The organism is Mesorhizobium calcicola (genome assembly GCF_042682105.1).
Lineage (GTDB): Bacteria > Pseudomonadota > Alphaproteobacteria > Rhizobiales > Rhizobiaceae > Mesorhizobium > Mesorhizobium calcicola.
Genome location: NZ_JBHUGY010000038.1, coordinates 22,096 through 42,758, shown reverse-complemented (window position 1 = coordinate 42,758; position 20,663 = coordinate 22,096). Strand labels below are relative to the sequence as shown.

General features: G+C 63.5%; 19 protein-coding genes and 1 pseudogene. 6 read left to right on the top strand and 14 right to left on the bottom strand.

Going from position 1 to position 20,663, the window contains the following annotated elements:
* Positions 1–4: 4 nt before the first annotated feature.
* From ACFSQT_RS25335 to ACFSQT_RS25325, 3 genes and pseudogenes are all read right to left on the bottom strand, one after another.
* Entirely contained in the window at positions 5–907 is a 903-nt protein-coding gene (locus tag ACFSQT_RS25335; RefSeq protein WP_379023282.1) for a branched-chain amino acid ABC transporter permease, read from the bottom strand.
* Positions 908–1,227: 320 nt separating this feature from the next.
* Positions 1,228–1,335 (bottom strand): annotated as a pseudogene (locus tag ACFSQT_RS25330) (proline racemase family protein); the annotation flags it as partial.
* Between the two features lie 3 nt (positions 1,336–1,338).
* Positions 1,339–1,725, bottom strand: a complete 387-nt coding sequence (locus tag ACFSQT_RS25325; RefSeq protein ID WP_379023280.1) for an ectoine synthase — start codon at positions 1,723–1,725, stop codon at positions 1,339–1,341.
* 134 nt (positions 1,726–1,859) lie between these two features.
* On the opposite strand from ACFSQT_RS25325, the gene ACFSQT_RS25320 reads away from it, so the two are divergent.
* The gene (locus tag ACFSQT_RS25320; protein ID WP_379023278.1) at positions 1,860–2,756 is read left to right on the top strand and encodes a LysR substrate-binding domain-containing protein; all 897 of its coding nucleotides are present in this window, start codon (positions 1,860–1,862) and stop codon (positions 2,754–2,756) included.
* Between the two features lie 211 nt (positions 2,757–2,967).
* On the opposite strand, the gene ACFSQT_RS25315 is transcribed toward ACFSQT_RS25320, so the two are convergent.
* The 3 genes from ACFSQT_RS25315 to ACFSQT_RS25305 all read right to left on the bottom strand — a co-directional run bounded on the left by ACFSQT_RS25315 (position 2,968) and on the right by ACFSQT_RS25305 (position 6,223).
* Complete coding sequence (locus ACFSQT_RS25315; protein WP_379023276.1) at positions 2,968–3,969, bottom strand: 4-hydroxyproline epimerase; 1,002 nt, start codon at positions 3,967–3,969, stop codon at positions 2,968–2,970.
* A gap of 24 nt (positions 3,970–3,993) precedes the next feature.
* Positions 3,994–5,244, bottom strand: coding sequence for an NAD(P)/FAD-dependent oxidoreductase (locus tag ACFSQT_RS25310; RefSeq protein WP_379023274.1), 1,251 nt, complete (start codon positions 5,242–5,244; stop codon positions 3,994–3,996).
* 85 nt (positions 5,245–5,329) lie between these two features.
* Positions 5,330–6,223: a dihydrodipicolinate synthase family protein gene (locus ACFSQT_RS25305; RefSeq protein WP_379023272.1), complete on the bottom strand. Its 894-nt coding sequence runs from the start codon at positions 6,221–6,223 to the stop codon at positions 5,330–5,332.
* Between the two features lie 69 nt (positions 6,224–6,292).
* Between ACFSQT_RS25305 and ACFSQT_RS25300 the strand changes: the two genes are divergently transcribed.
* Entirely contained in the window at positions 6,293–6,985 is a 693-nt protein-coding gene (locus ACFSQT_RS25300) for a GntR family transcriptional regulator (protein WP_379023270.1), read from the top strand.
* A 9-nt stretch (positions 6,986–6,994) separates the two neighbouring features.
* Here ACFSQT_RS25300 and ACFSQT_RS25295 read toward each other — a convergent pair whose 3' ends face one another.
* Entirely contained in the window at positions 6,995–7,312 is a 318-nt protein-coding gene (locus ACFSQT_RS25295) for a hypothetical protein (protein WP_379023268.1), read from the bottom strand.
* Between the two features lie 370 nt (positions 7,313–7,682).
* Positions 7,683–9,179 (bottom strand): CoA-acylating methylmalonate-semialdehyde dehydrogenase, encoded by a 1,497-nt coding sequence (locus tag ACFSQT_RS25290; protein WP_379023266.1) that lies wholly within the window; start codon positions 9,177–9,179, stop codon positions 7,683–7,685.
* 379 nt (positions 9,180–9,558) lie between these two features.
* Between ACFSQT_RS25290 and ACFSQT_RS25285 the strand changes: the two genes are divergently transcribed.
* A complete protein-coding gene (locus ACFSQT_RS25285) occupies positions 9,559–10,440 on the top strand; it encodes a LysR family transcriptional regulator (RefSeq protein WP_379023264.1) in 882 nt (293 codons plus the stop codon).
* Between the two features lie 8 nt (positions 10,441–10,448).
* Here the strand turns inward: ACFSQT_RS25285 and ACFSQT_RS25280 are convergent, their stop codons facing one another.
* Positions 10,449–11,015, bottom strand: coding sequence for a hypothetical protein (locus ACFSQT_RS25280; protein ID WP_379023262.1), 567 nt, complete (start codon positions 11,013–11,015; stop codon positions 10,449–10,451).
* A gap of 168 nt (positions 11,016–11,183) precedes the next feature.
* Here ACFSQT_RS25280 and ACFSQT_RS25275 point away from each other — a divergent pair, with 168 nt between their 5' ends.
* Positions 11,184–11,627 (top strand): hypothetical protein, encoded by a 444-nt coding sequence (locus ACFSQT_RS25275; protein ID WP_379023260.1) that lies wholly within the window; start codon positions 11,184–11,186, stop codon positions 11,625–11,627.
* Positions 11,628–11,647: 20 nt separating this feature from the next.
* Positions 11,648–13,786 (top strand): phospholipase D-like domain-containing protein, encoded by a 2,139-nt coding sequence (locus tag ACFSQT_RS25270; RefSeq protein ID WP_379023453.1) that lies wholly within the window; start codon positions 11,648–11,650, stop codon positions 13,784–13,786.
* A gap of 66 nt (positions 13,787–13,852) precedes the next feature.
* On the opposite strand, the gene ACFSQT_RS25265 is transcribed toward ACFSQT_RS25270, so the two are convergent.
* From ACFSQT_RS25265 to ACFSQT_RS25255, 3 genes are all read right to left on the bottom strand, one after another.
* On the bottom strand, positions 13,853–15,109 hold the full coding sequence (locus ACFSQT_RS25265; RefSeq protein WP_379023258.1) for a D-amino acid dehydrogenase: 1,257 nt from the start codon (positions 15,107–15,109) through the stop codon (positions 13,853–13,855).
* A gap of 74 nt (positions 15,110–15,183) precedes the next feature.
* A complete protein-coding gene (alr, locus tag ACFSQT_RS25260) occupies positions 15,184–16,323 on the bottom strand; it encodes an alanine racemase (protein ID WP_379023256.1) in 1,140 nt (379 codons plus the stop codon).
* Between the two features lie 126 nt (positions 16,324–16,449).
* Positions 16,450–16,971 (bottom strand): RNA pyrophosphohydrolase, encoded by a 522-nt coding sequence (locus ACFSQT_RS25255; protein ID WP_379023254.1) that lies wholly within the window; start codon positions 16,969–16,971, stop codon positions 16,450–16,452.
* 155 nt (positions 16,972–17,126) lie between these two features.
* On the opposite strand from ACFSQT_RS25255, the gene ACFSQT_RS25250 reads away from it, so the two are divergent.
* A complete protein-coding gene (locus ACFSQT_RS25250) occupies positions 17,127–17,894 on the top strand; it encodes a hypothetical protein (protein WP_379023252.1) in 768 nt (255 codons plus the stop codon).
* 66 nt (positions 17,895–17,960) lie between these two features.
* Here ACFSQT_RS25250 and ACFSQT_RS25245 read toward each other — a convergent pair whose 3' ends face one another.
* Positions 17,961–19,142, bottom strand: a complete 1,182-nt coding sequence (locus tag ACFSQT_RS25245) for a divergent polysaccharide deacetylase family protein (protein WP_379023250.1) — start codon at positions 19,140–19,142, stop codon at positions 17,961–17,963.
* 188 nt (positions 19,143–19,330) lie between these two features.
* Entirely contained in the window at positions 19,331–20,662 is a 1,332-nt protein-coding gene (locus ACFSQT_RS25240; protein ID WP_167365099.1) for a S41 family peptidase, read from the bottom strand.
* Position 20,663: the final 1 nt, after the last annotated feature.

Sequence of the window (20,663 nt, the reverse complement as noted above, 5' to 3'; positions counted from 1 at the left end):
GGTCTCAGACCTTTTCGACTTCTGGCCGGCCCAATATGCCGGAAGGCAGGAAGATCAGCACGATCGCCAGGATCGAGAACGCCGCGACGTCCTTGTAGTCGATCGAGAAATACGCCGACCACATGCTCTCGATGAAGCCGATCATCAGCCCGCCGAGCACCGCGCCCGGCAGCGAACCGATGCCGCCAAGCACCGCCGCGGTGAACGCTTTCACACCCGGCGTGAAGCCGTCCGAGAAGGCGATGACACCGTAATACATCAGGAACAGCGTGCCGGCGACGGCGGCCAGCGCCGCACCCATGATGAAGGTGATCGAGATGGTACGGTCGACATCGATGCCGAGCAGCGCTGCCATCTTGCGGTCCTGCTCGCACGCTCGTTGCGCTCGACCGAGCGATGTCCTGTTGACCAGATACCAGAACAGCGCCAGGAGCAACGCGGTGACGACGACGATGATGATCTGCTTCAGCGACACGCTGATGCCGCCGATGTTGTAGACCTGGCTGACCATCGGCGGGATCGGCTTGTTGCGCGGTCCTTGCGTCACCTGGACGAAGTTCGACAGCGCAATCGACATGCCGATGGCGGTGATCAGCGGCGCCAGCCGGAACGAACCGCGCAGCGGCCGGTAGGCGACCTTCTCGATCGTCCAGTTGTAAAGGCTGGTGAGCAGCATCGCCACGATCATCATGACCAGCAGCGCCACCACCACCGGCACCGAATAGAACAGCGCACCGAGTGCGAGGAAGACGATCAGCGCCGTGAAGGCGCCCACCATGAAGATGTCGCCATGGGCGAAGTTGATCATGCCGATGATGCCGTAGACCATCGTGTAGCCGATCGCGATCAGCCCATAGATCGATCCCAGCGTCAGCCCGTTGATAAGCTGCTGGACAAAGTACTGCATGTGTACGTGGCTCCCCTGGAATGTCGCCCATGCAGACGCATTCCTTTTCGTATTTCCCCTAGTCGTAAAGTTTCGAGCCCGGATTGCAACGTCATTTTTCAATCGCCATGCGTGTTTTGCCGGCACGCCGTCCGATTGCCCGTTTTTTCCCATCCGGCCCCTGGACTATCGCGGACCCTACCATTGGCATAACGCAATGTCTTTGACGATTCCACCTCATCATGCGCCCCGTTTCGAAGAAATCGCCGTCAAAATTAGGTGATTGGAAGAATCGTTGCGCTGCTGACACGGTCCGTTTTTTCCGTAGGGTCAGGATTCCGTTACTTGACGACAAAACCATGCGCGAACGGATCGCGGTCGTCGATGAAGATCGTGTTCAAACCGGTCATCCGCGCCCGGCCGGCAATCGAGGCAATGATGGCTCCTCGGGCTCAGTAGGCAGATCCGCCATTCTCGGTCAGGACATGCCGCTCGGTGCCGTCAAGGGGAGGATTGAAGACGCTGACCAGGATCATGTCGCCGGCGGCATCGGCACGCAGATAATGATCGTCATGTTCATCGAGCACATAGATCGTGCCCGGCTCGATGCGATGCACTTCACCGGACATGTCTTCGACCTCGCCGGCGCCGGCGATGCAGTAGCAGGCCTCGAAATGCCGCCGATAGTGGAGGCGTGATGCACTGCCTGCACGCACAACGGTATGGCAGACGGTGAACCCCATGCCGTCCTTTTGTGTCAGCAGGCGGTGGCTGGTGCCATTGCCCCAATCCACGAAGAAGTCAGATTTTTCTACATCAGCCAATTGTCTGGTGAACATGATCGTTTTCCCTGCGTATCGTCAAAACCCCGGAGTCTTCAGATGAAGTCCCGAAGTTGGACTGCAGAAATGCCGCAAGACATGCACGCCTTCAAATGATTGATTCTCACCTCATATGTTAGTAAATTTTACATATGGACCATATCCCGCTGAACGCTGTCCGTGCTTTCGAGGCCGCTGCGCGTCATCTCAGTTTCTCCGCTGCCGGCGAGGAGCTGCACGTCACTCACCCGGCCATCAGTCACCAGATAAGGCGACTGGAGGAGTGGTTGGGCGTGCCGCTCTTCCACCGGGATGCGCGCAAGGTACGGCTGACGGATGCCGGGCTTGTCCTCCAGGCCTCGGCGAGCGGAGCACTTGGCGAACTCGGCGCCACGTGCCGGCGTATCAGGCGCAATGCGGCCGTGGCGACCGTATCCGTCGGCTGCATACCGTCCATAGCCAGCCGTTGGCTGGTGCCCCGCATGCCGGACTTCACCGCCAGCCACCCCGATATCGGCATGCGTGTGGCTTATGCCCGGGCCGAAGAAAGGCTCGGCGATGGTGACAACGATGTGCTGATCACGCTTGGGGCGGATCCCTCTCCCGGCGTCACCAGTCTCAAGCTGTTTTCACGCCTGAACCGGCCGGTGTGCAGCCCCCATTACTTCGCCGGCAAGGACCATCTGCGAACAGCCGCCGGAATCGCTGGCGCGGACCTGCTGCATGACGAGAACCGTCACGGATGGCGCGAGTGGTTCTCCGAGGCCGGACTGCCCGACGTCGACGTCGGCAACGGACCCGTCTTCGCTGATTTCAACATTCTTGCGACGGCGGTCATCGCCGGCCACGGCGTCGCGCTTTGTCCCGTCGACGTTTTTCGCGACGAACTGAGGCGGGGCGATCTGATTGTGTTGTCACAGCTCGCAACCAACCGCGACAAAGGCTACTTCCTGACGATGTCGGTGGATGCCTCGGCCGCCGCGCTTACCTTCGCCGACTGGTTTCGCCGGGAGGTCTCGGTCGAAGCCGGGGCGGATGATCGGCTTTAGGCCCTTGCATGTCGGTCTCCCAAAACCGCGGCCACTTCTGGGCGACACGCATTAGGGTATGTTGACATTCAGGTGATGCCGGCCTGCAAACGGAAGCTTCCTGCGCTTCCGGTGCTCGCGTACGCAAAGTACGCTCCGCTCCGGTTCTCGGAACCCACCGTTTTCGACACGGCCTGACCTGAATCTCAACACACCCCTAAGCCTGTTGGTATCACTTGACGACAAAGCCATGCGCGAACGGATCGCGGTCGTCGATGAAGATGGTGTTCAATCCGGTCATCCGCGCCCAGCCGCCGACCGAGGGAATGATGGCCGGTTTGCCGGCGACGGTGACGTCCTTTTCGACCTTGCCCTTGAACAGCGAACCGATGATCGATTCATGGACGAAGCTGTCGCCGGCCTTGAGTTTGCCCTTGGCATGAAGCTGCGCCATGCGCGCCGAGGTGCCGGTGCCGCACGGTGAGCGGTCGATCGCCTTGTCGCCATAGAAGACGGCGTTGCGGGCATCCGCGCCTTCCACCGTCGGCTTGCCGGTCCACAGCATGTGCGACAGCCGGTTGATGCCCGGGTTCTCCGGATGCACGAAGGAATACTTTTCGTTGAGACGCTGCCGCACCACCGGGCTCCAGGCGATGAAGTCGCCGGCCGAATGGTCGGCCATGTCGCGATAGTTCTTCTGTGGCTCGACGATGGCGTAGAAATTGCCGCCATAGGCGACATCGACGGTGATCTCGCCGAGCTGCGGGCATTCGACCGTCAAGCCCTCGGCATGGAGGAAGGACGGCACGTTGGTGATGCGCACCTCTTCGACATAGTCGCCGACCTGTTTGTACTCGGCGATGACCAGGCCGGCCGGCGTGTCGAGCCTGAGCACGCCCGGCGTCTTCGGCTTGATCAGCCCGTGCTCGATCGCCATCGTCACCGTGCCGATGGTGCCATGGCCGCACATCGGCAGGCAGCCGGAGGTTTCGATGAACAGGATAGCGATGTCGCAATCCTCGCGCGTGGGCGGATAGAGGATCGAACCGGACATCACATCATGGCCGCGCGGCTCGAACATCAGCCCGGTGCGGATCCAGTCATATTCGGCGAGGAAGTGCGCGCGCCGCTCCATCATCGTCGACCCCTGCAGCAGCGGGCCGCCGCCGGCGACCAGCCGCACCGGATTGCCGCAGGTGTGGCCGTCTATGCAGAAGAAGGATTTCTTGGCCATGACGCTCCTCGAAAAACCCGAAAATCAAAACCGTTGCGGACTGAACGGGGCCAGATCGATCGGCGGAGTCTGCCCCAGGACGAGGTCCCTGATCAACCGTCCGGTGGCTGCCGCCTGGGTCAGGCCGAGATGGCCATGGCCGAAGGCATAGACCACCGCCCGGCTTCCTGGCGCGCGGCCTATGACGGGCAGTGAATCCGGCAGCGAGGGACGAAACCCCATCCATTCGCGCCCGCCGGCCGCATCGAGCCCCGGCAGGAATTTTTGTGCCTTCTGCAGCAGTGCCTTCGATCGCGCATAGTTGGGCGGCCGCTCGATGCCGCCGAGTTCGACGGCGCCGCCGACGCGCAGGCCCGTTTCGAGCGGCGTGATGACGAAGCCATGACCGGAGAAGACCAGCTGCCGCTTCACGTCGAAGGCAGCCTTCGGCAGCGTCGTATTGTAGCCGCGCTCGGCCTCCAGCGGAATCCGATCGCCGAGCTGCCTCGCCAGGAGATGCGACCAGGCGCCGGCGGCAACGACAAGGTGTCGGGCTTGCCTGGTCGTGCCGTCGGCCAGCGTCAATGTCGCGCCATCCTGATCCGCCGCGACGCGCTCGATCCGGGCCCTTTCAAAGCGTGCCCCCTTGGTCTGCGCGTAGATCCACACCGCCTTGCCGAGCAGTTTCGGATCGGCGACCGTCTTCCACCCCGGCACGAAGGTGCCCTTGACGAAGCGCGGTGACAGGCCCGGCTGCAAACGCGCCAGTTCCTCGCCCTCGACATGGCGAAAGCCGATGCCGAAACGCTGGCGCGCCGCCCAGCCGGGCAGCGAGGCGCGGAACTCGGCCTCGCTCTCATAGAGTTCGAGCGAACCGTCCTCGCGCAGCATGCCCCTCGTGCCGGAATGATCGAGCAGCGCCATCCATTCGGCTTCGGCGAGCTTCATCATGCCGGCCTGGGCGACGAGGCCCGCTTCGTATTTTTCCGGCGCGCCGGCGCGCCAGAAGCGGATCAGCCAGGGCAGAAGCTTCGGCAGATAGGCGGGTGGAATGCTGAGCGGGCCGAGCGGGTCGGCCAGCCATTTCGGCAGCTGCCGGATCATGCCCTTGTGCGCCATCGGCAGCACGTCGGAAAAGGCAAAGGCGGCGGCATTGCCGGAACTCGTTTCCTCGCAAATGCCGGTGCGATCGAAGACCGTGACGTTGCGCCCCGCCTCGGCAAGACAGGCGGCGGCGCAGATGCCGATGATGCCGCCACCGACGATGGCGATGTCCATTGCAGCATCGCTATTCATGGCCGTGCCATTTCATTGCTGCGCGCCGCGTTGCATGTCCGGCCTTCGCCTGGCTCGCAGCCAGCCCCCTCGACATTGCCACCCTTTAGAACTGCGGCAATGCCGGCCGCACCGCGAGCGCGTCCTTGACGATCTTTTCAACCGCCTTGCGGCGCTCGCCCGACAGCGGCTGGCGCGGCATGCGCACGCGGTCGTTGGTGTTGATCGCAAAAACCTCGGCAAGCTTGATGTTCTGCACCAGATAGGTCGAGACGTCGAGATCGAGCAGCGGCCGGAACCAGCGGTAGATGGCGAGCGCCTCTTCGCGGCGGCCCTGCTTCATCAGCTGGTAGATGGCGACGGTCTCGCGCGGAAACGCGGTGACCAGTCCGGCGACCCAGCCGATGGCGCCGACCGACAGCGCCTCGAAGGCGAGATTGTCGACGCCGGTGAACAGGTCATAGCGGTTGCCGAGGCGATTGATGATCTCGGTCGAGCGGCGGATGTCGTCGGAGGATTCCTTGATGGCGACAAAGCGCTTGTCCGACGCCAACTCCTCCATCTGGTCGACGGTGACGTCGACGCGGTAGGCAAGCCGGTTGGAGTAGATCATGACCGGCAGGTCGCCGGCCTCTGCGACGGCGCGCAGCGCCGCGACCGTCTCTTCCGCATTGGTGTGATAGATCGGGCTCGGCACCACCATCAGCCCGTCGGCGCCTTCCTTGGCGGCGCGGCGTGCAATGCTGGCGGCCTCGCGGGTGCCGGCTTCGTTGACCGTCAGCAGCACCGGCTTCTTGCCGGCGACCTTCTGCGCGGTCTTCAGCACCTCGATCTTTTCATCCGGCGACAGCATCGGTCCTTCGCCGAGCGATCCACAGACGATGATGCCGTCGCAGCCGGCCTCCATCTGCAGGCCAAAGCAGCGCTCCATCTCGGCATGGTCGAGGCGGTCGTCCGTGGTGAATTTGGTCGTAACGGCGGGGAAAACTCCGGTCCACATAGCGGTCTCTCCATCTGATATATCAGTGATATATTTGAGATCAAAATCGCTGTCAATGCGGATTCCGCTATGATATATCTAAAATATATCAGGAGATCGCCTTTGATATCCATGGAAGCAGGCATCGCATCCGAACCGGCCGCGGCAAAAGCCTACCGCGTGCTCGAGCACAAGATCGTCACACTCGAGCTGGCGCCGGCAAGCTTCGTCACCGAGGGCGCCCTGATCGAAAGGCTGGCGCTTGGCCGCACGCCGGTGCGCGAGGCGATCCAGCGGCTGGCCTGGGAGGGGCTGCTCGATGTGCGGCCGCGCGCCGGCATCGCGATCGCGCCCCTGCACCCCGGCGACTGGCTGCGCGTGCTGGACGCACGCCGCGGCGTCGAGGTGGTGCTGGCCCGCTCGGCCGCCCGCTTCGTTACCCGCGAGGCCGCCGACATGTTTCACGAAGCAGCCCTTGCCATGCAGAAGGCGGTGATCGCGGGCAATGTGCTTGCCTTCATCCAGGCCGACAAGGCGCTCGACGAAGCGCTGGCGCTGGCCGCCGACAATCCGTTCGCCGCTCGGCTGGCAGCCCCTCTGCAGACCCACAGCCGCCGCTTCTGGTTCCGCTACAAGGCCGACACTGGACTTGCGGAATCGGCCGAGCACCATGTCGCGCTGATCCGCTCGATCCTGGACGGCGACGAGGAGGCCGCGGCCAAGGATGCCAAGCGGCTGATGGCGCTGCTGCGTGGCCACGCCGAGGTGGCCGCTACCCGCTGATCGGGCCGCTCAGATCCCTTGCGCCGTTGCGGTGACGGGAACGGTATTCTCCCATCCGTCACCGGTCGCGAAGATGCAGCTTCGGCCCTGCACGTCGGTTACCAGCATGGTCCATGTCCCACTTGCCGAGACATAGACCTCGACAATGGCAGCTTGCCCGACCACGCCGTAGCCGATCTGCTTTTGTTGGAAGGCCTGTGCCAGTCCCGCGACAATATCGCTGTGGCCGCCGCAGATGATTTGCGCCTGTGCCGACAGCGTCGACAGCGCCAGCGCGGCGCCGATCGCAGCTATCCTGATCCATCGAAACGAAAATTTGTGTGCCATATGGCACCTCCTTCGCCTTCACGTTCCAGCAAGGGAGGCACACGGGGCAGCCTCAATACACCGGAGCGTTCCAGGCCGGGTCCGACGTCTTCATCACGTCACTCCTTCTGGTTTCCGGTCTGTCGTCTGGGAACTTTTATCGCGTTCCCTGGATTCGATATGGTGAGGTCCCGATCCGAAAACAAGCAGCATCCACGGCCTCGGCATCACCAGTGGCACCGAATGCAAACGGGCGCTCGTGGGCGCCCGTTCTTTGTTTCCGATTGTTCGGCTAGTTCATCGTCGGGATGACGAACTCCGCGCCGTCCTTGATGCCTGCCCGCGCGCCCGCAGCCCAAGGCGAGGACGCGCAAAACAAGGAACCGTCCGGCTAGTTCATCGTCGGGATGACGAACTCGGCGCCGTCCTTGATGCCGGACGGCCAGCGCGAGGTGACCGTCTTGGTCTTGGTGTAGAAGCGGAACGCATCCGGGCCATGCTGGTTGAGGTCGCCGAAGGAGGACGCCTTCCAGCCGCCGAAGGTGTAGTAGGCGATCGGCACCGGGATCGGCACATTGACGCCGACCATGCCGACCTGGACCCGCGAGGCGAAGTCGCGCGCCGCGTCACCGTCACGGGTGAAGATGGCGACGCCATTGCCCATCTCGTGGTCGTTGGCGAGCTTGATCGCGCTCTCATAGGTCGGTGCCCGCACCACCGAGAGCACCGGCCCGAAGATCTCTTCCTTGTAGATGCGCATGTCCGCGGTGACGTTGTCGAACAGGCAGCCACCCATGTAGTAGCCGTCCTCGTAGCCCTGCATGGAAAAGCCGCGGCCGTCGACGACCAGCTTGGCGCCTTCCTTGACGCCGGTGTCGACATAGCCCTTGACCCGCTCCAGCGCCTGCGCCGTCACCAGCGGACCGAAATCGGCGGAGGAATCCGTCGACGGGCCGACCTTCAGGCTCTCGACGCGCGGGATCAGCTTTTCCATCAGCCGGTTGGCGGTGTCGTTGCCGACCGGGACGGCCACCGAGATCGCCATGCAGCGCTCGCCGGCCGAGCCGTAGCCGGCGCCGATCAGCGCGTCGACGGTCTGGTCCATGTCGGCATCGGGCATGATGATCATGTGGTTCTTGGCGCCGCCGAAGCACTGCACCCGCTTGCCAGCGGCGGTGCCGCGCGAATAGATGTAATGGGCGATCGGCGTCGAGCCGACAAAGCCGATGGCCTTGATGTCGGGATCGTCGAGGATGGCATCGACCACATCCTTGTCGCCATTGACGACGTTGAGGATGCCGGCAGGCAGGCCGGCTTCGATGAACAGTTCGGCGATGCGCATCGGCACGCCCGGATCACGCTCCGACGGCTTCAGGATGAAGGCGTTGCCGCAGGCGATGGCCGGGGCGATCTTCCACAGCGGGATCATCGCCGGGAAGTTGAACGGCGTGATGCCGGCAACGACGCCGAGCGGCTGGCGCATTGAATAGACGTCGATGCCGGGGCCGGCGCCGTCGGTGAATTCGCCCTTCATCATATGCGGCGCGCCGATGCAGACCTCGACCACCTCAAGGCCGCGCTGGATGTCGCCCTTGGCGTCGGCGATCGTCTTGCCGTGCTCGCGCGCCAGGATATCGGCCAGCTCGTCATAGTCGCGGGCGACGAGTTCGAGGAACTTCATCAGCACGCGCACGCGGCGCTGCGGATTGGTTGCCGCCCATTTGGGCTGTGCCGCCTTGGCATTCTCGACAGCCGCGCGCAGTTCCGCCTGCGAAGCCAGCGCCACCGTGCCGCGCACGGAACCGTCCATCGGCTGCATGACATCCTGCTTGCGGCCGCTGGTCCCGGCGACACGCTTGCCGCCGATGAAATGACCGTAGTCGATCATAATTTCTCTCCCTGGGTTTGTTGATGGCGCATTGTCCGCCTTTGGCCGGCGGATGGCAACGCGAGTGAGAACGCAACCGTTGTGCGGAAAATAGACAGCGGAAGCCGACTGTGCATTAATTGCCGCAAATATCCGGGTACTTCGATCGTCCCAAGGATTGAAAGATTGCATTCCTTCCCACCCCCCTCTGGCCTGCCGGCCATCTCCCCCGCAGGGGGGGAGATCAGATGTCGCCGCGATCGTCGCAAATCTTCAGCGCCGCAAGGGGGGCGCCGGCGGCAGAGCTGGACATCTCCCCCCGTGCGGGGGAGATGTCCGGCAGGACAGGGGGGGGTGGGCGGGAACACGGCGCCTAACGCTAAACCTATGGGCCACCCCCATGAACTGGGATGACGTCCGCATTTTCCTGGCCGTGGCGCGGGCCGGCCAGATCCTTGGCGCGGCCAGGCGGCTGGAGCTCAACCATGCCACGGTCTCGCGCCGCATCGCCGCACTCGAGGATGCACTGCGCACGAAGCTGTTTCGCCGGCTGACCACCGGCAGCGAACTGACGCCGGCCGGCGAGCGCTTTCTCGACATTGCCGAGCGTATGGAGGGCGACATGATCGCCGCGCGTTCGACCGTTGCCGGCGAGGGCGACGACGTCTCCGGCACGGTGCGCATCGGCGCGCCGGACGGGTTTGGCGTCGCCTTCCTGGCCAAGCGTCTCGGCGCACTGACGGCGCTGCACCGCGAATTGACGATCCAGCTGGTGCCGGTGCCGCGCTCGTTCTCCTTGTCGCGCCGCGAGGCGGACATCGCCATCACCGTCGAGCGGCCGACCGAAGGCCGACTGGTGGCGGGAAAGCTGGTCGACTATTCGCTCGGCCTGTTTGCCTCGCGCGCCTATGTGCAAGCGCATGGCTTGCCCCAGACCGCCGCCGAGCTCGGCCAGCACACCCTGATCGGCTATGTGCCGGACCTCATCGTCAGCCCCTCGCTCGACTACGCGGCCGAATTCAGCCCGGACTGGCGCACCAGCTTCGCCATCTCCTCGGCGCTCGGTCAGGCCGAAGCGGTACGCTCTGGCGCCGGCATCGGCATCCTGCACACCTTCGTCGCCCGCTCGATGCCGGAACTGGTGCCGGTCGATGTGGTGGCGCCCATCCGCCGCGCCTACTGGCTGGTCTATCACGAATCGGTCCGGCCACTGCGCCGCGTCCAGATCGTCGCCGGCTTCATCACCAAGGCGGTGGAGCGGGAGAGAAGCCTCTTCCTGTAGATGTCCTGTCAAAACCCATCGAGAACGAACGAATTCACCATACGCTCAGCCTTGTCCGCCAGCGGCGCCCACATCTGTGCCACCTGTTCGATGCTCTCGCCCATCACCGAGCAGTTGACATAGCCGTAGCGAGCGCCTCGCAGTGAAAACGCAAACCTGGAATGGCCGTGCAGGCTGACATTGTTGTCGCGAACCGTGAAATCCACATCGGCAAGGCGGACAGGGTAGCCGTCGGGAAACCTTGCAAGCTTGTCGTTGCTGAAATCGGCGGTGCTGAATGAGGTGCCTATCATTGCCTTCCAGTTGTCCATAGACCAGTCCTCGATGAACTCTCGCGGATCGGACGGTGAGCCCGGTGCGAATGGGTTGTAGAGCGAGGTCGATACCATGCAGGTAAGGCTGCCGGATTTTATGGCCAGCCGCAGCCCCTCGCCGGAAGCCGGCTCGTTGATCCATTCCTGGGGAAAGCTCAGCGAAAACCCGTTGTCCTGGTCATGGATCGTCTTGTCGGCGGCGTCGGCCGCCGAGACGCAGGACACAAATCCAACAGTCATGATGAGAAGGCACATGCGCATCGCTGGTGCCTTCCAGGCAGGTTGTGCCGACACGGCAATAACTCAGGCGGATCAGCCACGCCGCCTTTTCCTTGCCACAAAACCGGCGAGTGTGTCATCAGGCGTGCAGCGCCGACCATGGGCAGGTCGCCGGGTGGGAAATCGTTCAGAAAGCTGGCGCGGATAGACATGCGAGCCGTTCTTGCCATCCTGCCGCTGCTCTTCCTTTCCGCATGCGCCAATCCGTGGACCAAGGTGCCGGAGGCTGAACTGCCCAAGCCGATACGCTACGCCATGGCGCGTCCTTCGCCTTTCGTCTTCGGCAATTATTGCGGCCCCGGCACCCGCACCGGCGATCTGTCGGCGCGGCCGGTCGACCGCCTCGACGCGGCCTGCCGGACGCATGACGCCTGCTACATCGCCCGGCATAATCATTGCGACTGCGATGGCGCCCTCATCGCCTCGGCGAAGGCGATACGCGACGACAAGACAGCACCCCGCAAAATGCGCGGCAAGGCGGAGCTGCTGATCGCCACTTTCGCCATCCCGGTCTGCAAGGTGTTCCCGCAGGGCTTCATGCCGCCGCGCGACCCGGCACAACTGAGCGTCCTGAAGGCCGGGGCGACCGGGTGAAAGGCCGCGCATCCGTCATCATGGCCCTGTTCGGGCTGACGCTCATTGTCCTTGCCGGCTGCGCCGGCTCGCTTGGCAATGCCTGCGACCTCTTGCAGGGTCAAGAGGCCTGCGCTCGGCCCTCGCTGTCAGCCGGCACGCCTGGGCCGCACGTCGCCGCCGCGCAATTTTTTGGCGACGCCGGCACAGGCGACTACGAAAAGCGGTTCCTGGCGCTGCTCGCCCACCAGCAGCTCGGCGCCATCGACCGGGCCAACGGCACCGGCCCTTTCGGTCATGACCGCTATGAAATCCGCAACAGCGATTTCCAGGCGACCTACCGGACGTTGCGGCAACTGGCCGGGCCGGTTGCCGAAACCCATCTGCCGCCGGCCGGCGCCGGCAGCGGCGATGGCCATTTCGAGGGACGCTGGCGGGTGTCGCGGCAAACGCTCTACATCGATGCGGCGGCGCGGCCTTCGGCGCCCAAGACATTCGACTTTTCCGGCCTGCAGGCGCGCAGCATCGAGATCGTGCTGCGCCAGGCGGGCAAGCAGCCGGCCGACATCGAGGGCTCATGCGACGGCGCGTTGGCGCTCCGCGACGGCGGCGGTTCACGCACCATCGCCGCGGGGACGGCATTCCGCTTTCGCCTGTCGGGCGAGGACGACACGGTCAGCCTGTTCCCGAGTGACAGCCTGAACCGCTGCAGTGCAAGAATCCGCTCCAGCCTTGTCCCGGCCGGCGCGCCGCTCACCATCCGGCGCGAGGAGACCGCCGACCCGGCGCTCGTGGCGGTCGACAGCCACTACCAGCGTTGCCCGACGCCCGACCCCACCAGCCTCGACCCGCTCAGCCGCGCCTTCTACGCCAGCCGCTGGCTGTCGCAGACCTGCGCCTTGCCGATCGGAAAGCCGCGCCTGCTGCGCAAATCACGCGACGGCTTCAACGCCAAGGTCGAGGCGCTGATGGGAGCGCCGTTGTCCGACAGCGCCATCGACAAGGGCGACCCGGAGCTGCCGCTCGACTTCTCGAGGGCGCCAAGGCTGAAGCTGATCTATCTGTCGTCGCTCGAGTTCAAGGCGGATTTTTCCGGCCGCATCATCGAACGACTGATCCGCCACCATGCCGCGCTCGGCACCAAGGTGCGCATCATGGTCACCGACGTGCTGGAGCGCGACAAGGACGATGTGCTGCTGCACCGGCTGGCGGCCGAATTCCCCAATATCGAGCTGCAGGAATATCGCTGGCGAGCCGATCGGGGCGCGCCGATCGACGAGCAGATCTCACAATTGCACAAGACCCACCACATCAAGATGCTGGCGACGCTGGCTGAGGATCCCGGGCGCTCGCGCGTCATCATCGGCGGCCGCAACATCCATGACGGCTTCCTGTTCCACCAGCCGATCGATCTGTCGCGCTATCCGGATCTGGAACAATACGGCAAGACCGACGGCTTCTCGCTGAACTACTATTCGAACTGGAGCGACTTCGACATCGAGTTCGCCGACCCGGCCACGGTCGAGACGCTCGCCGCGCATCTATCGACCGTGTGGTTGCGCGACGCCGACACCAATTTGGCGCGGCCGTTCTCCATCCCGGTCCGCTCCGACGGGCGGCGCCCGACAGGCACGGCGCGGCACTTCATCTCCGTGCCCTACGCGGATGGCCATGCGCTGGAGGACTATTTCGTCGAGCTGGTCGACGCCGCCCAGCATCATATCCAGATCGTCAATCCCTACCTCAACCTGACGCCGAAGCTCGCCCAGGCCTTCGACCGGGCGCTCGCCCGCGGCGTCAGGATCGACATTGTCGGCCGCATCGATCTCAAGGGCGATATTGGCGGCAGGTTCCTCACCGCGCTCAACAAGCTGTTCGTCGAGAAATATGGCGACCGCATCGACATCCGCGAGTTCAAGGCGCCCGATGTCGTGCTGCATTCCAAGATCATGATGATCGATGAAAGGCTGGTCGCCATCTCGTCGGTCAATCTCAACAACCGCAGTTTCTTCCATGACTCGGAGAACGGTATGATGGTGCTGGACCCGGCCTTCTACACCAGGATGAAGGCGATTTATGACGACTATCTCGCCCACTCCAACCCGGTCGCCTCCAATGTGACGATCCCGTGGGCCTATCGGCTGCTGTTCGACGAGGATTGGGTCAGGCAGGCGTTCTGAGGTGTGTTGGTATTCCGCCGGCTTGAGCTTGAATGTCAACCACCTGCGTGTCGCCCGAAAGCGGCCCTATCGCAGATAGCGCTCCTGCGCGAGGGCGCGGACATCGATGTCCGGCACCCGGCTGGAGATGATGTCGGCCAGCACCTTGGCCGAGCCGCAGGCCATGGTCCAGCCCAGCGTGCCGTGCCCGGTGTTGAGATAGAGATTGGAAAGCTCGGTACGGCCGATCAGCGGTGGACCGTCCGGCGTCATCGGCCGCAATCCGCACCAGAACGTCGCGTCCCGCATGGCGCCGGCGCCCGGAAAGAGATCGCCGACCGAGTGTTCCAGCGTGCGGCGCCGCGATTCGTGCAGCCTGAGGTCGAAGCCGGAAATCTCGGCCGTGCCGCCGACCCGGATGCGGTTCCCGAGCCGGGTGATCGCCACCTTGTAGGTTTCGTCCATCACCGTCGACACCGGCGCCACGGCGGCATCCTGGATCGGCACGGTGATCGAGTAGCCCTTGACCGGATAAACCGGGATCGGCCGCTTCACCCGGCGCATGAACGCCGCCGAATAGCTGCCCATCGCCATGACATAGGCCTCTGCCGCCTTCCAGCCCTTGCTGGTGCTGAGATTGGCGATGCGGTTGCGGCTGCGCAGGACACGCCAGATCGTCACGTCGTATTCGAATTTGACGCCACGGGCCACGCACAGCTCGGCCAGCCTGTCGGTGAACATCTTGCAGTCGCCGGTCTCGTCGCGCGGCAGCCTGAGGCCGCCGACGAACTTTTCGCGCACGCCAGCCAGGCCCGGCTCCGCCGTGATGCAGCCGTCCTGATCGAGGATCTCGTAGGGCACATCATATTTCTTCAACACCTCGACATCGCCGCCGGTGCCGTCGAGCTGCTTTTGCGTGCGGAACAGCTGCAGCGTGCCTTGGGTGCGCTCGTCATAGGCGATGCCGGTCGCTTCGCGCAGCGCCTTCAGCGTGTCACGGCTGTACTCGGCCAGCGGCACCATGCGCGCCTTGTTGATCGCATAGCGCTCGGCCGTGCAATTGCGCAGCATCTTGATCAGCCATGTCCACATATGCGGGTCGAAGGCCGGCCGCACGACCAGCGGGCCATGCTTCATCAGCAGCCATTTGATCGCTTTCAGCGGAATGCCGGGCCCAGCCCAGGGCGAGGCATAGCCGGGCGAAATCTCGCCGGCATTGGCGAAGCTGGTTTCCAGCGCCGGGCCTTTCTGGCGGTCGAGCACCGTCACCTCGTGGCCGGCTTCGGCGAGATAATACGCCGTGGTCACCCCGATGACGCCACTGCCCAGCACCATGATTTTCATTGCCCACCACTCCACGGCGTCGCCCAAACCGGGCCTGCTTCTGTCTGCCGGATTTTGAAGCGCCCGCCAAGGGGCTAGCCATTGACGTATCGCCGATGAAAGCGATGGCCGAGGCTGGTCAGGATCTCGTAGCCGATGGTGCCGGCATGGCCTGCAGCGTCGTCGACGCTTTGCGAGGGGCCGAGCAGCTCGACGAGATCGCCCTCACCCAGGCTGCCGGGTGGCAAAGCGGAAATGTCGAGAATGATCGAATCCATCGACACCCGCCCAAGGAAGGGCAACCGCACGCCCTCGAACCAGGCCGCGGACGCCGCGCGGCGATGCCAGCCATCGGCATAGCCGAGCGAAATCGTCGCAGCCGTGAGAGGAGACGTGGTGCGGACCGTGTGGCCATAGCCGACACCAACTCCGGCTTCCAGCATGCGTGTCTGGACGACCTTGGCCTGCAGCCGCACCACCGGCAGCACCGGGTTTGGCCTGGCCGGTGTCGGATTGATACCGTAAAGCGCGGCACCGGGCCGGGCGAGATCATAGTGAAAGCGCTGCCCAAGAAAGATGCCGGACGAATTGGTGAGCGAGGCCGGCGCCTTCGGCAACAGTGCGCGCAGCCGCTCGAACGCCAGCCGCTGCCGCTCATTGGCCGGATGGTCCGGCTCGTCGGCGCAGGCCAGATGGCTCATCGCGAAACGGACGTCGATACCGTCGAAGGCGCCGGGATCGGCGGCGATGCGCTCGACATCCTGGGGCGCCATGCCAAGCCGCGACATGCCGCTGTCGACCTGGATTGCCGCCGGCAGTTTTCGGCCGGCGCGGCGGGCCGCCGCACGCCAGGCTGCCAGTTGTTCCGGGCTGTTGACGACGGCACAAAGATTTGCCGCCACGGCGTCCGGCTCGGCACCGGGCGGAATGCCGTTCAGCACGAAAATGGCGGACCCCGGACCAAGCGAGCGGCGCAAGGCGATGCCTTCGCCCAGAAGCGCGACGAAGAAGATATCGCAGCCTTCGCGCAGCAGCGCCGTCGCCACCTGGCTCGCGCCGAGGCCGTAGCCATCGGCCTTGACCACGCCGGCACAGCCAACACCGCCCAGTTGCGCTTTCAGCCGCCGATAGTTTTCACGGATCGCGCCAAGGTCGATGGTGAGGATGGCGCCAGCCACCGCTTCGCTCGTGGCGGCGATGTCTTCGGGCAGCGACCTCCTGGAGCTGTCGTTCATGGCGACCCTTCTTGCAGCGGATGAGTTAGGCAGTAGGCAGTAGGCAGTAGGCAGTAGGCAGTAGGCAGTAGGAATTGGCACATATTGCAGCAGAACATTCAATCCCTACTCCCTACTCCCTACTCCCTACTCCACCAGATGCCGGAACGCCGCCACCACGTCCTCATAAACATGGCGCTTGAACGGCACGATCAGGCCCGGGAGATCCTGCATCGGCCGCCATGCCCATTTGTCGAATTCGGCGCTATGGCCGCCCGGCGGCGGATTGATCTGGATCTCGCCGACATCGCCGTGGAAGCGGTAGGCGAACCATTTCTGCGTCTGGCCGCGATACCGCCCCTTGAAGGCAACGCCGACGAGGTGGTCCGGCAAATCATAGTTGATCCAGTCCGGCGCTTCGGCCAGCAGCGAGACGCTGCGCATGCCGGTCTCTTCATAGAGCTCACGCTCGGCCGCCTGCAGCGGCTCCTCGCCCTTGTCGATGCCGCCTTGCGGCATCTGCCAGAGCTGGGTCGTGCCGGCAAATTCGCTGTCCGGCTCGGCAATGCGATGCCCGACCCAGACCAGGCCCGCGGCGTTGAGGATCATCAGCCCGACACAGGGACGATAGGGCAGCGTTTCGCGGTCTACAGGCTTTTTCTTCGACATGCTTCCAACTGGCAAGACCGCTTCAAGAAGTGGCCGTCACGTTAAACGAGTGTTCGCAAAAATCCTAGTCGAACGTCGTTCCGAACAGTAGTGTCGAAACAAGACTCGACTTGCTTGTATGTTTGCGGCATCCTTCACGAAGGGGGGTGATAAAAATGCGTATCAAGCTGACAAAACTCGTCGTTTCAATTGGAATGTTATCATTTCTACAAGGTTGTTCCGGCCTGGAAGGCGCGAATGGTTGGAAATATCGCTACGGCCCAGACCCGTTGATGCCGTACCAAACTGTTCATACGTCGTTGATCAATGAACAGGACATAATGGATGCGTTTGCGACGACAGCTTCAAGAAAAAATGCAGACTATACGTGGTACGATACGACTATTGTTGGATTTAACTTTATAGACGAGCAGTGCGATGCTTATCTAAGAGAACTATACGCCCTAGATCACGAACGAGACCGTTTGAAGTCCGCTATTTCAGGCACTGGTCTGGTAGTAAACGCCATTTTGGCCGCCACGCCTACGGCAAAGGTCGCGATGGCTATCGTGGCGCAGGCCTTTGGCCTCACCAGTCAGTATGCCGACACATTCACGAACAGTTATTTGTATTCTGGACATTCATCAACGGTTCTTCATGTAGTGTCAGAGTTACAGCAGGCATATCGAAGGCAGACGATCGCTGACAAAGCTCTCATCAATACCGAGCCGGAGTCATACCAACGCATTAGAGGCTATCTGCAGCTATGTATGCCTCCAACGATTGAAGCTAAAATTGACGAAGCACTCGGCGAGAGCAAAGGATCTTCCGCAGATACGAACAAAGATTCTTCCGCAGGCGCAAAAGCGAAAGCTGTTGAGGGCAAAAAAGCGGTGGCGCCTGCTTCGGAGGCCTTGCCCGCCGTGACTTTGATTCCGGAATAGGCACCCAATCATTATTTTTTGTTGGATAGGCGATATGGAAATATTCGCTATCCGGTCAGTTGCCCGTTACCCTTTTTGCGGATCGATCGCCACTGCTGAAATCGGCACGATCTCGATGCCGCGCTTCTTGGCCTCGACCACCCAGGACGACACGGTGTCGACCGTCAGGTCGAAGGCCGAGCCGATGCCGACGGCAAAGCCTTTGGCGCGCGCGGTGGCTTCCAGCCCGTCGAGCTTCTTCAGGATGGCGCCACGATCCTGCTCGGCATCGATCGCCGTGTCGCCCGAGACAAAGGGCACGCCGTCCTTCAACGCCAGGTCCGGTGCCAGGCTGCGCGCCGACGAGCCGTCATCGATGTAGGCCAGCCCACGTCTGCCGAGCTCGGCCATGAACGGTTCCATCGCCGCCGCGTCGGCGGAAAAGCGCGCGCCCATGTAATTCATGACGCCGGTATAGTTCGTCGTCCGCGACAGGGCCCAGTGCAGGTTCTTCAGATTCTCATCAGCGCCGGCCGCCACCGTCAGCGTGTTGCGGCCGGGGTTGATGTTCGGATAGTCGAACGGTTCGAGCGGCACCTGCATGACGATCTCGTGGCCGCTCTGCCGCGCCGCCTGCATCCAGCGGCCGATGCTGTTGCCTTGCGGCGCGAAGCCCAGCGTCACTTCCGCCGGCAGCTTGGCGATCGCCGCCTGGGTACCTGTCTGCGAAACCGCAAGCCCGCCGATGACGATCGCCACCCGTGCGCCGCGCGCGCCCGACCAGGGCCGCGCATAGACATCGAACGGCCGCCGGCCATCGGCGGCGCGGACCGGCAAGGGCCCGGTCTCGCTGGCTTCGATCAGCGCTTTGTCGGGGATATGCGCGATCTTCAAATTCTGGCCCATGGTCGACGGGTCGCGAATGACGATCGCCGCCTTGGGCGGGCCATCGCCCTCTTCCGTTTGCACATGGATGATCTGCGGTCCGCCCGCCTTGGCTGGCGCCTCCCGCTTGGGTGCGGCGGCCGGGGCCAATGCGGCCGGCGCAGCGGCCGGCTCGGCCGCCGCCGTCACTTTCGGCGTCGACACGGCGACCTCTTGCGGCTTGCGGAACGGCTTTTCCCTTAGCGCGATCGCACCTGAGACGCCGACAACCGCCATCACGACAAGCAGCGCCGCGACCGTACTGGCGCTGACCTTGCCAGCGGCGCGCGGCGACCGGACGGTTTGTCCGAGCGGGCGTTCGATATCCTTGCCTATGTCAGCCAAGCCGCATCCCCGGGCGCATGGTTTTCGAAAACGGGGTCTTTCGAAAAAGACAGGCGCACATTCATCAACGTTGGCGCCCTGCTGTAGCGCGACGCGCCGCGTCCCCCGAATCAAACTGCCGGAACCTTTCGGTCCCGGCAGCATCGCATTGCTTCCATCAGGCGGCCAGACCTGTTGTCGGCCCAACCCTACTGGTTGAGAACGGCCTTTTCCGGATTGGGCGGGAAAGCCGGATCGGTCTTCTGGCCGCGCAGCAGCTGCTCGGCATAGATGAGCTGCAGATCGTCCTTCGGATCCGGCGGCACATAGGCCGCCGAGCCCGAACCGGTCGAGCTCTCGTCGGCGCCCTTGATATGGCCCTTGAGGTCGGATTCGCCGCGCGTCAGGTCCCTGCCCTGCAGTTCCGGAGGCAGCGGCTGGTCGACCTTGATGTCGGGCGTGATGCCCTTGCCCTGGATCGACTTGCCGGACGGCGTGTAATAGAGCGCCGTCGTCAGCCGGAGCGCGCCATTCTCTCCGAGCGGGATGATGGTCTGCACCGAACCCTTGCCGAAGGACTGCGTGCCGACCACCGTGACACGGCGCAGATCCTGCAGCGCGCCGGCGACGATTTCCGACGCACTGGCCGAGCCGCCGTTGACCAGCACGATCATCGGCTTGCCGTTGATGTCGTCGACCTGCTTGGGCTTGGCATCGAAGCGGGTGACGTCCTTCGGGTCGCGGCCGCGCGTCGAGACGATCTCGCCGCGGTTGAGGAAGGCGTCGGACACGCTCACCGCCTGGTCGAGCAGACCGCCCGGATTGAGGCGCAGATCGAGCACATAGCCCTTCAGCTTGTCGTTCGGCACCTGCTTCTTGATGGTGTCGATAGCGTTCTCGAGGTCGTCATAGGTCTTTTCGGTGAAGGAGGTGATCTTCATGTAGCCGATGTCGTTCTCGACCCGGAACTTGACCGCCTTGACCTTGATGATGTCGCGCACGACCGTCAGTTCGATCGGCTTGTCGGCGCCCTGGCGCAGGATGGTGAGCTTGATCGGGGTGTTGACCAGGCCGCGCATCTTCTCGACGGCGTCGTTGAGGGTCAGGCCGCGAACCTCCTCGCCGTCGATCTTGGCGATATAGTCACCGGCAAGCACGCCTGCCTTGGCGGCCGGCGTGTCGTCGATCGGCGTGATCACCTTGACCAGGTCGTTCTCCATGGTGACCTCGATGCCGAGGCCGCCGAACTCGCCCTTGGTCTGCACGCGCATGTCCTGCGCCTGCTCGGCGTTCATGTAGGAGGAGTGCGGGTCAAGCGAGGCAAGCATGCCGTTGATGGCGTTCTCGACCAGCGACTTGTCGTCGGGCGGCGTCACATATTGTGCCCGCACCCGCTCGAAGATATCGCCGAAAATGGCCAGTTGCTTGTAGGTCTCCGACCCTGCAGCGTTCGCCGCCGAGCCGGGTGTGCCATAAACAAGACTCATGGCGGACGCGCCCATCAGCGCACCGGCAAACAGAAGCGACAGTTTCCGCATCATT

Bases quoted from the DNA above. Each gene is read 5' to 3' on its own strand.
- ACFSQT_RS25275 (WP_379023260.1), top strand. From the start codon at position 11,184: ATGCGAGCCGTTCTTGCCATCCTGCCGCTGCTCTTCCTTTCCGCATGC.
- ACFSQT_RS25265 (WP_379023258.1), bottom strand. From the start codon at position 15,109: ATGAAAATCATGGTGCTGGGCAGTGGCGTCATCGGGGTGACCACGGCG.
- ACFSQT_RS25335 (WP_379023282.1), bottom strand. From the start codon at position 907: ATGCAGTACTTTGTCCAGCAGCTTATCAACGGGCTGACGCTGGGATCG.
- ACFSQT_RS25280 (WP_379023262.1), bottom strand. From the start codon at position 11,015: ATGCGCATGTGCCTTCTCATCATGACTGTTGGATTTGTGTCCTGCGTC.
- ACFSQT_RS25295 (WP_379023268.1), bottom strand. From the start codon at position 7,312: ATGGCACACAAATTTTCGTTTCGATGGATCAGGATAGCTGCGATCGGC.
- ACFSQT_RS25310 (WP_379023274.1), bottom strand. From the start codon at position 5,244: ATGAATAGCGATGCTGCAATGGACATCGCCATCGTCGGTGGCGGCATC.
- ACFSQT_RS25305 (WP_379023272.1), bottom strand. From the start codon at position 6,223: ATGTGGACCGGAGTTTTCCCCGCCGTTACGACCAAATTCACCACGGAC.
- ACFSQT_RS25320 (WP_379023278.1), top strand. From the start codon at position 1,860: ATGGACCATATCCCGCTGAACGCTGTCCGTGCTTTCGAGGCCGCTGCG.
- ACFSQT_RS25290 (WP_379023266.1), bottom strand. From the start codon at position 9,179: ATGATCGACTACGGTCATTTCATCGGCGGCAAGCGTGTCGCCGGGACC.
- ACFSQT_RS25240 (WP_167365099.1), bottom strand. From the start codon at position 20,662: ATGATGCGGAAACTGTCGCTTCTGTTTGCCGGTGCGCTGATGGGCGCG.
- ACFSQT_RS25315 (WP_379023276.1), bottom strand. From the start codon at position 3,969: ATGGCCAAGAAATCCTTCTTCTGCATAGACGGCCACACCTGCGGCAAT.
- ACFSQT_RS25250 (WP_379023252.1), top strand. From the start codon at position 17,127: ATGCGTATCAAGCTGACAAAACTCGTCGTTTCAATTGGAATGTTATCA.
- ACFSQT_RS25325 (WP_379023280.1), bottom strand. From the start codon at position 1,725: ATGTTCACCAGACAATTGGCTGATGTAGAAAAATCTGACTTCTTCGTG.
- alr (WP_379023256.1), bottom strand. From the start codon at position 16,323: ATGAACGACAGCTCCAGGAGGTCGCTGCCCGAAGACATCGCCGCCACG.
- ACFSQT_RS25270 (WP_379023453.1), top strand. From the start codon at position 11,648: ATGGCCCTGTTCGGGCTGACGCTCATTGTCCTTGCCGGCTGCGCCGGC.
- ACFSQT_RS25300 (WP_379023270.1), top strand. From the start codon at position 6,293: ATGATATATCTAAAATATATCAGGAGATCGCCTTTGATATCCATGGAA.
- ACFSQT_RS25285 (WP_379023264.1), top strand. From the start codon at position 9,559: ATGAACTGGGATGACGTCCGCATTTTCCTGGCCGTGGCGCGGGCCGGC.
- ACFSQT_RS25255 (WP_379023254.1), bottom strand. From the start codon at position 16,971: ATGTCGAAGAAAAAGCCTGTAGACCGCGAAACGCTGCCCTATCGTCCC.